Source organism: Cupriavidus taiwanensis, assembly GCF_900250075.1.
Lineage (GTDB): Bacteria > Pseudomonadota > Gammaproteobacteria > Burkholderiales > Burkholderiaceae > Cupriavidus > Cupriavidus taiwanensis_C.
On the sequence record NZ_LT977070.1, the window covers coordinates 684,316 to 697,101 of the forward strand.

The 12,786-nt window shown below is 68.2% G+C and carries 13 protein-coding genes; 10 read left to right on the plus strand and 3 right to left on the minus strand.

Annotated elements, in window-relative coordinates; all coding sequences use genetic code 11:
- Positions 1-9: 9 nt before the first annotated feature.
- Complete coding sequence (locus CBM2588_RS03220; protein WP_115679324.1) at positions 10-1,182, minus strand: GGDEF domain-containing protein; 1,173 nt, start codon at positions 1,180-1,182, stop codon at positions 10-12.
- Between the two features lie 396 nt (positions 1,183-1,578).
- Between CBM2588_RS03220 and CBM2588_RS03225 the strand changes: the two genes are divergently transcribed.
- On the plus strand, positions 1,579-1,917 hold the full coding sequence (locus CBM2588_RS03225; protein WP_115679325.1) for an RcnB family protein: 339 nt from the start codon (positions 1,579-1,581) through the stop codon (positions 1,915-1,917).
- A 62-nt stretch (positions 1,918-1,979) separates the two neighbouring features.
- Here CBM2588_RS03225 and CBM2588_RS03230 read toward each other — a convergent pair whose 3' ends face one another.
- Positions 1,980-2,210, minus strand: a complete 231-nt coding sequence (locus CBM2588_RS03230; RefSeq protein ID WP_231942155.1) for a hypothetical protein — start codon at positions 2,208-2,210, stop codon at positions 1,980-1,982.
- A 463-nt stretch (positions 2,211-2,673) separates the two neighbouring features.
- Here CBM2588_RS03230 and CBM2588_RS03235 point away from each other — a divergent pair, with 463 nt between their 5' ends.
- The 3 genes from CBM2588_RS03235 to CBM2588_RS03245 all read left to right on the plus strand — a co-directional run bounded on the left by CBM2588_RS03235 (position 2,674) and on the right by CBM2588_RS03245 (position 4,897).
- A complete protein-coding gene (locus CBM2588_RS03235; protein ID WP_115679327.1) occupies positions 2,674-3,678 on the plus strand; it encodes a collagen-like protein in 1,005 nt (334 codons plus the stop codon).
- Between the two features lie 216 nt (positions 3,679-3,894).
- Positions 3,895-4,404: an ion channel gene (locus CBM2588_RS03240; RefSeq protein ID WP_115679328.1), complete on the plus strand. Its 510-nt coding sequence runs from the start codon at positions 3,895-3,897 to the stop codon at positions 4,402-4,404.
- A gap of 133 nt (positions 4,405-4,537) precedes the next feature.
- On the plus strand, positions 4,538-4,897 hold the full coding sequence (locus CBM2588_RS03245; RefSeq protein WP_115679329.1) for a hypothetical protein: 360 nt from the start codon (positions 4,538-4,540) through the stop codon (positions 4,895-4,897).
- A gap of 33 nt (positions 4,898-4,930) precedes the next feature.
- Here CBM2588_RS03245 and CBM2588_RS03250 read toward each other — a convergent pair whose 3' ends face one another.
- Positions 4,931-5,866, minus strand: coding sequence for a MurR/RpiR family transcriptional regulator (locus CBM2588_RS03250; protein ID WP_115679330.1), 936 nt, complete (start codon positions 5,864-5,866; stop codon positions 4,931-4,933).
- A 399-nt stretch (positions 5,867-6,265) separates the two neighbouring features.
- Here CBM2588_RS03250 and CBM2588_RS03255 point away from each other — a divergent pair, with 399 nt between their 5' ends.
- Genes CBM2588_RS03255 through CBM2588_RS03280 form a run of 6 tightly spaced genes read left to right on the plus strand, consistent with a single transcriptional unit; the run spans position 6,266 to position 12,776 of the window.
- Positions 6,266-6,682 carry a type IV pilin protein gene (locus tag CBM2588_RS03255; RefSeq protein WP_231942094.1) on the plus strand — a complete coding sequence of 139 codons (417 nt, stop codon included), beginning with the start codon at positions 6,266-6,268 and terminating at the stop codon, positions 6,680-6,682.
- A gap of 2 nt (positions 6,683-6,684) precedes the next feature.
- Entirely contained in the window at positions 6,685-7,179 is a 495-nt protein-coding gene (locus tag CBM2588_RS03260; RefSeq protein ID WP_115679332.1) for a GspH/FimT family protein, read from the plus strand.
- Complete coding sequence (gene pilV / locus CBM2588_RS03265; RefSeq protein WP_172583555.1) at positions 7,176-7,811, plus strand: type IV pilus modification protein PilV; 636 nt, start codon at positions 7,176-7,178, stop codon at positions 7,809-7,811. The genes CBM2588_RS03260 and pilV overlap by 4 nt, the downstream gene beginning before the upstream one ends.
- Positions 7,808-8,878, plus strand: a complete 1,071-nt coding sequence (locus CBM2588_RS03270; protein ID WP_115679333.1) for a PilW family protein — start codon at positions 7,808-7,810, stop codon at positions 8,876-8,878. The genes pilV and CBM2588_RS03270 overlap by 4 nt, the downstream gene beginning before the upstream one ends.
- Before the next feature lie 32 nt (positions 8,879-8,910).
- Complete coding sequence (locus tag CBM2588_RS03275; protein WP_115679334.1) at positions 8,911-9,465, plus strand: pilus assembly PilX family protein; 555 nt, start codon at positions 8,911-8,913, stop codon at positions 9,463-9,465.
- 41 nt (positions 9,466-9,506) lie between these two features.
- Positions 9,507-12,776, plus strand: a complete 3,270-nt coding sequence (locus CBM2588_RS03280; protein ID WP_115679335.1) for a pilus assembly protein — start codon at positions 9,507-9,509, stop codon at positions 12,774-12,776.
- The last annotated feature ends 10 nt before the right edge of the window (positions 12,777-12,786 follow it).

Here is a 12,786-nt window from a genome sequence, read left to right on the forward strand (position 1 = left end):
CGGCAGCCTTCACGCCAGCGCCGGCAAACCGGCCTCCCGTTCCCACTCGACGCAGTTCCGCCCGTTGTTCTTGGCCGCGTACAGCACGTTGTCCGCGCGCATCAGCAGCGCCTCCAGGTCTTCTCCCGGCCGCAGCGTGGCCACGCCGAAGCTGGCAGTCACGTTGCGCATGCCGGGCAGGGCCCCCATGCTGGTCTGCTCCAGCGTCTCCCGCAGCCGCTCGGCCAGCTGCAGCGCCGCTTGGTGCGGGGTGTCGGGCAACAGCACGACGAATTCCTCGCCGCCCAGGCGCGCGGCGATATCGCGGCGGCGGATGCCCGCGCCGATGATGCGGCCGACCTGCGCCAGCACCGCATCGCCGGCGGCGTGGCCGTAGTTGTCGTTGATGAACTTGAAGAAGTCCAGGTCGCACAGCAGCACGCTCAGCGCCTCGCCCGGGCGCGGCGGGATCTGCCGCGCGGCCAGGGTCTCGAGGCTGCGGCGCGTGTGCAGCTGGGTCAGCGGATCGGTATCGCGTTCATGGCGCAGGTCGTCGATCACGTCCTGCGCGGTCGCGGCCAGCAGCGCCAGCCCGAGCGCCAGCAGCAGCAGCGCCAGCGTGGCCTGCAGCCATAGCCAGCAGGCGGTGGGCGGCAGCACGGCGGCATCGTGCGCGGCGGCCGGCGCCAGCGCCAGCAGCGTGCGCGGCAGGAACTGGAGCGCGAACACCAGGTACATCCAGAACAGCACCCGGTCCACGGTGCGGCCGGTGCGCAGCCGTGCCAGCGGCGCGACCCCGGGCAGCAGGATCACCGCGACGCCGACATTGAGGATGTAGATGCGCGCGACCAGGCTCGGGTACACCAGGTCGAACCACGCCACCATGCCGAACAGCGCGAGCGGCAGCGCCACCGCCGCGCAGCGGTCAGGGCGTGCGCCGATGCGGGCCAGCATGCCGCGCAGCAGCAGCACGGCGCTGCCCAGGTAGAGCGCGCCGGCGACGGTGGCAGGCCCGCCGCCGGCGCGCGGCGGCCACAGTACCTGCAGGCCGATGGCCGCGGCGGCCAGCAGATAGCAGGCGCCCAGCTGCAGCAGGTGGGGCCGCGTGCGCTCGTGGCGCCATGCAAACAGGAAGCAGAGCGCAAGCAGCAAGGCAATGGCGGGATTGACCAGTGCCAGGAATCGACCGGCATCGTGCAACACGGAGCGTCCCCTGTCTTGGTGAGTTCTCTGGCAGGGAATAAAGCCCGCGTGCGCAGCGCGTCAAAGCGCGCAAGCCAGGGAACATGGATAGCGGCATGCGCCCGCGCGGGCGCGGTGTGGCGCCGTCGGCGGGGCCCGCAGTGCGGCCCGCGGCAATGAACTGGGCGGCAAACTGCTGGTAACAAATTGTTTCTGTGCGAGCATTCTAGACACGGGTGGCGCCTGAGGCGCCCCCCCGAATGGGGGCCTGACCGGCAAACAATTGTGAACACGCGCGCCCGCGCCTGCCCGTGGCGTCACGGCCGCCGGATGCCCGCTTGGCGGCATTTGTGACTAATCTGTAGATGCTGTCGGATCCTCCGGCAGTTCGGTTTTCCCGTACGCAAGGAGATCACGATGAAGACCAAGAAAGCGATGCCAGTGTTGTTGCTGGCGGCAAGCGTGCTGGCGGCGCCGTTTGCGATGGCGCAGGGCGGTGCCAGGTCCAAGCCGATGACCGATCCCATGGCGGCGTCCGCGCCGGCGGCGCAGAGCTCGCCGTATATGCAGGTGCAGCAGTGGAAGAAGGGCGACCGGCTCCCCACCGAGTTTCGGGACCGCCAGTATGTGATCGACGACTACAAGCAGTACAACCTGCCCGCGCCGCGCAAGGGTACGCGCTGGGTCGGGATTGGCGCCGAGTATTACCTGGTGGCGCCCAACGGCGTGATCCAGCAGGTCGGATCAGGCTCCTGAGGCCAAAATTGAAAAACCGCCACGCCTGACGCGTGGCGGTTTTTTTGTGTCCACATCGGCTGTCAGATGCCCAGGATCTTTTTCGCCTCGAGCAGCGACTTCATCGATTCATCGTGCTTGCCGGCCTTGTGATAGGCCTCGCCGTCGGCGCGCAGCTTGGAGACCTTGGCGGCGTCCTCGGTCGAGAGCTTCGGGTTGGTCGACAGCTTGGCGTCGATGGCCTTCATCTCGTTTGGACAGTTGTGGGCGAATGCCATGCCGGTGGCGCCGCACAGCACGATTGCCGTGACCATGGGAAGGAACTTGCGCACGCTAGCCTCCACGCAGAACGGTTGGAGTATTCAGCATAGTGCATGACACTGCCATTGGCGGCAGCCTGGCCGGCGCCGCGGAACATACCCTCTCGAAGGGGTAGATCGCGCGCTTTTGTTTCTCATTTGAACGCTGCCACGGCGGCCTGTTACCGGCCATGCCGTGTGCAATTCATCCGATATTCAACCATTGGGGCGAAGCCGGCGCCGGGCCCGGCAGGGCCATTCCGATGGTCTCGTCCCGCATTTTTACGGGCCTTCTTGCCGGCTGACTCAAGTGCCGGGCATGGCAAAGGCCACGGCATTTTTTGTGTATCGGCTGGCGCTTCAGGGCTGAAACAGCCCATGCCAATGCACGATTTATCGCAGTCGCCTCCCTGTCTAGATTGGAGCTACCCGGCATCGCACCGGGCCTTCAATCCATGAAAACGGGGGGCTTCCACCAATGCAACAGATCGACCTGAAACGCGCGGCGCTTCCGCTCGCCTGCCTTGCCATCCTGCTCGCGGGCTGCGGCGGCGGCGGTGGCGATTCCACCAGCGCCGGGGCCGGCCCGGCCGCCAGCGTGCCCGGTCCCGCCGGCGCCGACGGCAAGACCATGCTGTCCGGCACCAATGCGCCCACCGCGGACATGGGCAGCGATGGCGATTTCTACCTCAATGTCTCGAGCTCGACGCTGTACGGCCCGAAGGCCGGCGGCGAGTGGCCCGCCGGCGTGTCGCTGATCGGCCCGCAAGGCGTGGCCGGGGCGCCGGGCGCCACGCTGCTGCATGGCGGGGCCGATCCGACCGCGGCGGACGGCGCGGTGGGCAGCTTCTACCTGAATACCACCACCAGCACGCTGTTCGGGCCGAAGACCGCGGAAGGGTGGCCGGCGGGGATCTCGGTGGTCGGCCTGACCGGCCCGGTCGGACCCGCGGGCCCTGCAGGTGCCGACGGTGCGCCCGGTCCGGCCGGAGAGAAAGGCGAGCAAGGCGAGCAAGGCGAGAAGGGAGACAAGGGCGACCCCGGCGAGCCCGGCACGGGCGCCACCGTCTACACCGCCAACTTCGCCGTCACGGCGCCGCCGGGCGGCGTCGGCACCTATGTCATGACCGGTACCGGGCTGACGCTGCAGAGCAGCGACCCGTACTTCGGCGCGGTGATGCCGGTGGCCTGCGAGGGCGGCTTTACCCTGACCGCGATCCTGGCGGGCCAGGTACCCGCCAAGGCGGCGTACACCGTCACGGCGCACCGTGTCGCCAGCGGCACGGCGCTGGACCACGTCGACGTGCTGCCCATCACCGACGCGTCGCAATGCGTGCTCGACAACAGCGAGCGCACCTGCTCGACACCGGCAACCACGCCGGTGGCCGCCAACGACGTGGTCCAGGTCCAGGTCAGCGGCAACAACAGCTTCAACTGGGGCGGCGGGCTGTACGTGAACCTGTCGTGCAAGTCCGGTAACTGAACCACGGCGCCGCGTCGCGCTGTGCAAAACAGCGGCCGCCAGGCCGCCTCCTGACCCTCTGCCAGGGCCGCCGGCGCGCCACGCGCGCGGGCCACGTAGCGCGTCCTGGTTTTCCCCCACGCCTTCCGGTGTTATTTTTGGAGGGCGTCATTTTTTTGCCCGTCCCGATCCGTACCATCCCGATTGCACTGACGTCATACGGGAGCGCCCCCGCGCATGGAAACCTCCGCCGAACATTATTCGCTGGCCCTGCTGTGCGCCGCCGTGCTGACCGTGACGGTGGTCGGCATCCATTACGAGGCGCTGCGCCTGTTGTCGGCGATGCATCCGCGGCGCTGGAGCGGGCGCATGAATATCGGCGTGCTGATCGTCTGCATCATCCTGGTCCATTGCCTCGAGGCGCTGGTGTTCGCCGCTGGCTTCTGGTTTGCCGACCGCGTGCTGGGGCTGGGCGGGCTGGCCGGCGTGGCGGTGCCCGGGGTCGAGGCCGCACGCGCGCAGCCGGATGCGCTGCTCTACGCCTACTTCGCGCTGGAAACCTTCACCACCCAGAGCCTGGGCGATATCGTGCCGGTGGGCGCGAGCCGCCTGATCGCCAGTATCGAGCCGCTGGTCGGGCTGATCCTGATCGGCTGGTCCACCTCGTTCACCTACGTCATGATGCGCCGCGACTGGGAACTGGAGCGCGAGGAGGGCGGCGAGGGCGGCGAGCATCGCCGCGGCTAGTACCTGGCGGCATCGTTCCCCGCAGGCTGGCAATGTCGCAAGTGTCGCAAATGCTGGTAGTGCCAGGCCGCGCGGGAACGATTAAGCTCGCGGTATTTGCCAGATACCGTCGAGCCAGAGGAGACATCGCATCATGCCAGCACGCCAGCGAATCCTTAACCGCATTGCCGCCCTTGTCGCCCTTGGGGCCCTGGCGGTGGCATGCGGCGCGCATGCGCAGAGGCAGGACCAGGGCGGTGCCGCCGCCGCCATCAATGAAGCCGTGCAGCAAGGCACCACCCCCTACCGTCCCGACCCGTCGGCGACCCCGGCCAGCATCCAGTCGGACGAGTGCCGCGCGCTGGCCGAGCAGATTGCGCAGGCGCCCAAGCGCGAGTACCGCGCCACCGAGCCGGCCATCGAAACCGCCCAGGGCCGCATGGTGCCGGAACTGGAACGGGACCGGCCGAAGAAATCGCTGCAGCAGGCGTACCGGGAGAAGTGCACGCAGTAAGCGCCCGGCCGCGCTTTCGAACGGGCCGCGGGCTCAGCCGTGCCCGGGCGTCACATACGCCCCGGTGCGATGCAGCTCGCCCTCGGCCTGCTCCAGCGCGCGGATGGCGCCCTTGCCCTTGCGCGCCAGCAGTTGTTCGACCAACGCCTCGACCACGGCCACGCCGGCCGTGATCGACGGAAAGAACGACGGGCTTTCGACCGAGAACAGCAGCGTGCAGTCCGCGGCCAGCGCGATCGGCGCGACCGTGCTGTCGGTCAGCGCGATCACCTTGCAGCCGCACTCGCGCGCGGCCTCGGCCACGCGGATGCTCTCCTGCGAATAAGGGGCGAAGCTGACCACCACCACCGCATCCCTGGGCGCCAGCCCGCGCAGCTCCATCTCCAGCGTGCCGGCATCGGCGCGGATCAGGTGCACGGTGCTGCGGAACAGCCGGTAGACATAGTGGAAGGTGAACGCGATCGGGAAGCATGAGCGGAAGCCCGCCACATGCACGCAGGCCGCGTGCGACAGCAGCTCGGCGGCTTGCGGCAGCGTCTTCTCGTTGCTGGTGGCGATCCGGTCCAGGTTGTGGTGCTGTGCCTCGAGCATCTCGCCCAGCATGCGGCTGGCACTGCTTTCGCGCACCACCTTGCGCGCGCGCCGCGCATACGGCTGGGTGCCGCCGCGCAGTGCATCGACAAACAGCTCGCGCATGGCCTGCCAGCCCTCGAAGCCCAGATGCTGCGACAGCCGCACCAGGGTGGCGGGCTGGACCCCGGCGCTGGCCGCGATCTTGCGCATCGACAGCACCGGCACGTCCTGCGGATGGTCGAGCAGGTAGCGCGCACCGCCCTGGAATTGCGTGCTGAGGTTGGGAAAGCCGCGGCGCAGCAATTCCAGCAATGCCTCCAGGTCGTGGGGCGGCGCTGGTGGCGATGTGGGCGGTGGTGTCCCGGGCCGGGTAGAGGCGGGGGGATCGGACGACATGGGTGCTCCGGCTTCAAGGATGTAACGATTGTTGCACAGGTGCGGCGGCCTGCGCACCGCGTCGGCGCGATGGCGGGCGGATTAACGTCCGCGCCGGCCGGAATCTTTACCCCTGATGACACGCGGCCACGTCACTGTCACTTCGCTACAACGCCGGTTCGTCCACATCGTATTTTCCTTACCCGCTTAACGGATCGTGACTTACACTCCGCGCCATAACCTCCGGAATTCGGTCGTCCGGAACATAATGAGTAGCGGAGCGCGAGCATGGGACATAGAAGCCCGGCAGTGCGACACGGTGGGAGGGTCAACCTGCCGTTTCGGGTCATATTCAGGGTCATCCCGGGGGTCGGATCCTACACAGGAATCCGGGCGATCGGGACTCAGGGGGCTGCCGGCATGCGATGCCGGGGCAGGCCGCTGCATGGCTTCACGCTGATCGAAGTGATGATCACCGTGGCGGTCATCGCCATTCTTGCCGCCGTCGCCATTCCCAACTACAGCCGTTACGTCGTGCGCTCCAACCGCGCGGCGATCGAGTCCTTCATGCTGGAGGTCGCGGGCGCGCAGGAGCGCTTCCTGGTCGACAACCGCGCCTATGCCGCCGACCTCGGGGCGCTCGGCATGTCGGTGCCCGCCGGCCTGGCCACGCGCTACGACGTCACGGTGACACCGGGCGCGGCGCCGCCGCCGCGCTACAGCATCGTCGCCACGCCCAAGGGCAGCCAGCTCAGCGACACCGGTTGCGGCACGCTGACGCTGACCAGCGCCGGCGCCAAGTCCGCGTCGGGCGCAGGCACCGACTGCTGGAACTGACCATGCGGCCCAATCTTTCCCGCGCCAATGATCGCCGGCGGCGCGCACGCCGCGGCTTTACGCTGATCGAGCTGCTGTGCGCGTTGTCGGTGCTGGCGATCCTGGCGGTCGCGGCGGCGCCTTCCTTCGCCGCGCTGATCGCCAGCCAGCGCGTGCGCAGCGCCTCGCTCGACCTGGCCGCGGCGCTGGTGCTGGCGCGCAGCGAAGCGGTCAAGCGCAATGCCACGGTCTCGCTGGCACCGGCGGGCGCCGCCTGGACGGCAGGGTGGACGGTGAGCGCGGGCGCCGAGACGGTACGTTCGTTCGGGCCCTATGGCGGGCTGACCATCACGCCCAGTGCGGCCGGCGGCCTGGTGCTTGGCAACGACGGCCGGCTGACCGGCGCGGCGATGACGTTCGAGTTCGCGCCCGGCGGCGATACCTCGGCCACCACGCGCGTGTGCGTGCAGGTCAGCGAGACCGGCCGCATCGCCTCCACCAACGGAGCCTGCACATGACGCGCATCGCCATGACGTGCATCGCCATATCGCGGCGGCGCCTGCCGGCGCGCCGCGCGCAGGCGGGCTTCCTGCTGATCGAAGTGCTGGTGGCGGTGGTGATCCTGCTGGTCGCGCTGCTGGGCACCGCCGGACTGGTGGCGCGCTCGGGCCAGACCGAGATGGAGTCCTACCAGCGCGTGCAGGCGCTGGCGCTGCTGCAGGACATGGCCGCGCGCCTGAACGCCAACCGCCAGGTGGCAGCGTGCTATGCCAACGGCGCCGCCGGCATGCAGCTGGGCAGCGCGGCCGCGCCGCCCGCCGCATGCACACAGGGCAGCGCCGCGCAGAACGCCACCGCCAACGCCGACCTGCAGGCCTGGAACGCGGCCTTGCTCGGCAGCGCCGAGATGCGCCCGGGCGCCAGCGCAGTCGATCCCGCGCAAGCGGTGGGGGCAATGATCGGCGCGCGCGGCTGCATCGAGACCGTCGACGCGGTCAACCAGGTCTACCGCATCACCGTGGCGTGGCAGGGGCTGGCCACCACCGGCGCGCCGGCGCTTGGCTGCGGCAAGGACCAGTACGGCAACGACGCCTATCGCCGCGCGGTCAGCACGCAGATCCGCATCGGCACCCTCGGGACCGTGTCATGACCGCGCCGCATTTTTCCGTGCCTTCATCCCGCGCCCGCGCCCGCGCCGCGCGCCTGCGCCGCCAGCGCGGCATCTCGCTGGTCGAGCTGATGATCGGCATCACCATCGGCCTGGTGCTGCTGACCGCGCTGGCCAGCCTGTATTACGCCAACAGCCTGTCGCGCACCGAGTTCGCCAAATCGGCCGAACAGGTGGAGAACGGGCGCTATGCGCTGGAGCAGATCCGGCGCGAGGTGGAGCTGGCGGGGTTCTTTGGGGTGGGCAATATCGCGCGCGGCAACAAGGCCGCGGAGCCGGCGCTGTGCGCGACCGACCCGGCTGCTTTGGGCTTCTCGTTCACCGCCGAAACCGTGCCGTTGGCACTGACCGGCTATGCGCCCGGCGTGGTGGCCCCGTGCCTGCCGGATCTGGCGCCAACCTCGGAGGTGCTGGTGGTGCGGCGCGTCTCGACCACACCGGTGGTGGCGCCCGCGCCCGGATCGGCTTACCTGCAGGTCTCGGCCTGTTCGCAGGACGCGCAGAACTTCGTCTTCGACGCGAGCGGCGCGGCGGCCTTCGCGCTGCGCACCAAGGCCTGTGATGCGGCACAGCCGGCCGAATTGCGCCGGGCCATGGTGCGCATCTTTTACCTGGCCGGCTGCGACCGTTGCAGCAACGGCGGCGACGGCATTCCCACGCTGAAGATGGCCGAGCTGGTCAACGGCGCGTTCCAGTCGCGCTCGGTGGCGCAGGGCGTGCAGGACATGCATGTGCAGTACGGGGTGGACCAGGACAGTAACGGCTCGGCTGACTGCTATGTGACCGATCCGCGCGCCAACAACAGCGCCGTGTGCACCGCGGTGCCGGGTTATGACTGGGGCGTGGTGATCAACAACCTGGCCAATGTCACCACCGTGCGCGTGCACTTGCTGGCGCGCACGCTGAAGCCTTCCGGCGGCCATACCGACAAACGCACCTACGAAATCGGCCGCGCGGTGGCCTCGGGTCCGTTCAACGACGGCTACAAGCGCCACGTCTACGCCCAGGTGGCGCGGCTGGTCAACGTGGCCGGCCTGCGAGAGCAATGACGCCATACCGGCACAACACTGCGATGAGAACCATGACCAAGTCAACCGGCGGCGCGCTGCGCCGCAGTCAATCCGGGGTCACGCTGGTGGTGACGCTGGTGTTCATGGTGATGTTCCTGATGATCGCGGTGGCCATGGTCAATTCCGGACTGATCAACGTCAAAGTGGCATCCAACCAGCAGCACAGCGCCGAGGCGCGCGACGTGGCGCAGCAGGCGATCGAGCAGGTGATCAGCGACGACTTCACCAAGGCGCCGGTGGCGGTGGACGTGCCAGTCGACGTGACGGGCGACGGCACCGCGGATTACGTGGCGCAGGTGGCCGTGCCGACCTGCGTGACCAGCAAGCCGGTAGCCAAGGTGATCGATCCGGAGAAGCATCCCGAGGATGCCGAATGCACGCTCGGCAGCAGTACCGGCAACGGCAATCTCGTGGTGGGCCCGGGCGGCGCCAACGTGGTCAGCTCGCTTTGCAACGATACGCAGTGGGATGTCGCCGCCACAGTCAATGACGCCAACACCGGCACGGTCGCGACGGTGCACCAGGGCGTGGCCGTGCGCACGCTGTATGGCTCCACGTGCCCCTGATTGCCATGGGCGAGACCGAGATCCTGAAAGGAAGAACCAGCATGTCCATGCCCGCCCGCCGGCTTCGCGCCTATGCCGCCTGTGCCACGGCCCTGCTCGGGCTGGCCGCCGCGCCTGCGGCGCTGGCCGAAGACATCGACCTGTTCACCGGGCTGCAGAGCAACGCCGGCGCGCGCCCGAACGTGCTGCTGATCCTGGACAACGCCTCGGCCTGGAACGCCAATGCGCAGGTCGATTGCGAAACCCCGGGCGTGGTGGGCCCGAACAACCTGAACAACAACGTCGGCGCCGAGCAGTGCGCGCTGTACAAGGCGGTGTCGGACCTGATCCGTGACCCCAATACCGTCGGCAAGATCAACCTCGGCGTGATGATGTTCGGCGGCAGCAATAACTCCGGCGCCCAGTTCCGCTTCCCGAACGTTACGCCGCCGACCGCGCCGTCCGGGCTGGTGCTGCTCGACCAGGCGGGCGGCGAGCAGATGCTGGCGTTCATCAAGAGCATCGACCGCACCAAGGACAGCTCCAACAACTCGCAGGTCGGCGGCGCCATGCAGGAAGCGTGGGCGTTCTTCTCCGGCAAGACCGGGCTGTCGGGCACCACCTACAAGTCGCCGATCAGCAATCCGTGCCAGAAGAACTTCATCATCTACATTGCCAACGCGCTCAACAACGGCAAGCCGCAGGACACCGGTCAGGACGCCTACAACAAGCTCCGGGAGGCGGGCGCCACCGCCGCGCAGCTGACACCGATCCCGCTGTCCAGAGCCAACAACATCGACAACTGGGGCGATGAATGGGCACGCTTTCTCAACGGCATGGACCTGAACGCCGCCAACAACGCGGGTTCGGCCACGGCGACGCGCCAGAACATCATCACCTACACCATTGGCGTCACTGACGGCAGCAAGCAGAGCCAGGACTACCTGGAGTTCGTCAACAGCATGGCCAGCAAGGGCGGCGGCGGCAACTTCACGGTGCGTGCCGGCGACGACGACGCGTTGGCCAAGGCGCTGAAGGACATCTTCAACGAGATGCAGGCGGTCAACAACGTGTTCGCCTCGGTCAGCCTGCCGGTCAGCGTGAACGGGCAGGGCTCGTACCTGAACCAGGTCTACATCGGCATGTTCCGCCCCGATGGCAAGGCACGTCCGCGCTGGGTCGGCAACCTCAAGCAATACAAGCTGGGTTACGACACCAATGGCAACCTGGTGTTGCTCGACGCCGGCACGCCGGGCGGCACCGAGCAGACGTCAAAGAACGCGATCAGCAATGCCAGCACCGGCTTTATCTCGCCCAATGCGCGCAGCTACTGGACCGAGGATCCGCCAAAGCAGGTTGGCAGTTCCAGTATCGTCACGGACTGGCCCGCCGACGGCTTCTGGAAGAATGCCTCGGCGCAACTGCGCAACGCCAAGGATGCGCCCGACGGCGAGATTGTCGAGAAGGGCGGCGCCGGCGAAATGCTGCGCGCCGACTACCTCACCAGCCAGAGCGGGCGCCGGCTGCTGACCTGCGCCAATGCCAAATGCAGCAAGGACACGGCGCTGACCAACTTCAATACCGCCAACAGGGCGCTGACCGAGGGCGACGGCCCGTCGCTGCTGAAGACCACCGCGGCGGACGTGGCCAATATGATCGAATGGGTGCGCGGCAAGGACGTTTTTGCCGCGTTGACCGGCACTGACCCGAAGAAGGAGTCCGAGCCCGGCCCCGGCGGCAACGTCACGGTGCGCGGCTCGATCCACGGCGACGTGCTGCATTCGCGCCCGGTGGTGGTCGACTACGGCGGCAGCACCGGCGTGGTGGTGTTCTACGGCGCCAATGACGGCGTGTTCCATGCTGTCAACGGCAACCGCACCGGCGCGATTTCCACCACCGCCGGCCAGGTGCGCGCCGGCGGCGAGCTGTGGGGCTTTGTCGCCCCCGAGTTCTACGGCAAGCTGGCGCGCCTCTACAACAACGCGCCAGAGGTGCGGCTGACGGGCAGCCCGCAGGACACCGCCGAGGTCCAGTTCAAGCCGCGCGACTATTTCTTCGACGGCACCACCACGGTCTACCAGAACCTGAGCAACCCGGCCGCGCCGCAGGTGACCATCTACCTGACCGCGCGGCGCGGCGGCCGCTTGGTGTATGCGCTCGACGTCAGCGATCCGGCGCAGCCGAAGTACCTGTGGAGCAAGACCAGTGCCGATATCCCGGAACTGGGCCAGACCTGGTCGCAGCCGCGCGTGATGCGCGTGCGCGGCTACGCCACGCCGGTGCTGATCATGGGCGCCGGCTACGACCCCGACGGCGAAGACGCAGACCCGGCGTTCGAAGGCGATGCCACCGCGACCAACAAGCAGGGCCGCGGCGTGATCGTGCTCAATGCCGCGACCGGCGATGTGGTCTGGGCTGCGCTGGGCAGCTGCGCCGGCATCACCACCGGCACCTGCGTCACCATCGACAGCCGTGCGATCCCTTCTGACGTTGCGGTGGTCGACCGCAACGGCGACGGCTATGCCGACAAGGCCTACGTCGGCGACGTGGGCGGCAATGTCTGGCGCATCGACTTCGGCGCGCTGGAAACCGACGTGCCGTCGAAATGGACCATCGGCAAGCTGGCCCAGCTGGGCGGGGCGGTGAACACCAATGACGCGCGCAAGTTCCTCTATCCGCCCGACGTGGTCGCCACCGGCAAGTACGATGCCGTGATGATCGCCTCGGGCGACCGCGAGAAGCCGCTGTATTCGCTGAGCCAGACCTCGGGCGCGGCGCAGAACGTGCGCAACCGCTTCTACATGATCAAGGACCCGAACGTCGACGGCAAACCGCCGTCCACGTGGGCCGCGATCAGGGAGGCCGATCTGGTCGATGCGACCAGCGTGGCCTACCGCGATAGCGCGGTGGCGAGCGGCTTCTACCTGTCGCTTGCCCCCGGCGAGAAGGCGGTCAATGCGCCGCTGACGGTGGCGGGCTACACCTACTTCGGTACCAACACGCCTTCCAAGGTCTTGCCCGGCGCCTGCTACCCAGACCTGGGCGAGGCGCGGGGCTACGCGGTGTCGTTTTTGACCGGGCTTGGCATGAACAACGGGCCGCGCTATGTCATCTTCGACAACGGCGGGCTGCCGCCGTCTCCGGTGTTCGGCATGGTGTCGGTCACGCAGACCGACGGCTCGACCCGGCTGGTGCCGGTGCTGATCGGTGGCGGCAAGGCGGGCGGCACCGGCGGCGATGACAAGTCTTCGCTGGGCGGCCAGGAAGTGAAGCCCGCCAGTGCCGGCAAGCGCAAGCGCACCTACTGGTACACGCAGAGCGACAAGACCTGAGCGCCAGCCC

Bases quoted from the DNA above. Each gene is read 5' to 3' on its own strand.
- CBM2588_RS03225 (WP_115679325.1), top strand. From the start codon at position 1,579: ATGAAGACCAAGAAAGCGATGCCAGTGTTGTTGCTGGCGGCAAGCGTG.
- CBM2588_RS03230 (WP_231942155.1), bottom strand. From the start codon at position 2,210: ATGGTCACGGCAATCGTGCTGTGCGGCGCCACCGGCATGGCATTCGCC.
- CBM2588_RS03235 (WP_115679327.1), top strand. From the start codon at position 2,674: ATGCAACAGATCGACCTGAAACGCGCGGCGCTTCCGCTCGCCTGCCTT.
- CBM2588_RS03240 (WP_115679328.1), top strand. From the start codon at position 3,895: ATGGAAACCTCCGCCGAACATTATTCGCTGGCCCTGCTGTGCGCCGCC.
- CBM2588_RS03245 (WP_115679329.1), top strand. From the start codon at position 4,538: ATGCCAGCACGCCAGCGAATCCTTAACCGCATTGCCGCCCTTGTCGCC.
- CBM2588_RS03250 (WP_115679330.1), bottom strand. From the start codon at position 5,866: ATGTCGTCCGATCCCCCCGCCTCTACCCGGCCCGGGACACCACCGCCC.
- CBM2588_RS03255 (WP_231942094.1), top strand. From the start codon at position 6,266: ATGCGATGCCGGGGCAGGCCGCTGCATGGCTTCACGCTGATCGAAGTG.
- CBM2588_RS03260 (WP_115679332.1), top strand. From the start codon at position 6,685: ATGCGGCCCAATCTTTCCCGCGCCAATGATCGCCGGCGGCGCGCACGC.
- pilV (WP_172583555.1), top strand. From the start codon at position 7,176: ATGACGCGCATCGCCATGACGTGCATCGCCATATCGCGGCGGCGCCTG.
- CBM2588_RS03270 (WP_115679333.1), top strand. From the start codon at position 7,808: ATGACCGCGCCGCATTTTTCCGTGCCTTCATCCCGCGCCCGCGCCCGC.
- CBM2588_RS03275 (WP_115679334.1), top strand. From the start codon at position 8,911: ATGACCAAGTCAACCGGCGGCGCGCTGCGCCGCAGTCAATCCGGGGTC.
- CBM2588_RS03280 (WP_115679335.1), top strand. From the start codon at position 9,507: ATGTCCATGCCCGCCCGCCGGCTTCGCGCCTATGCCGCCTGTGCCACG.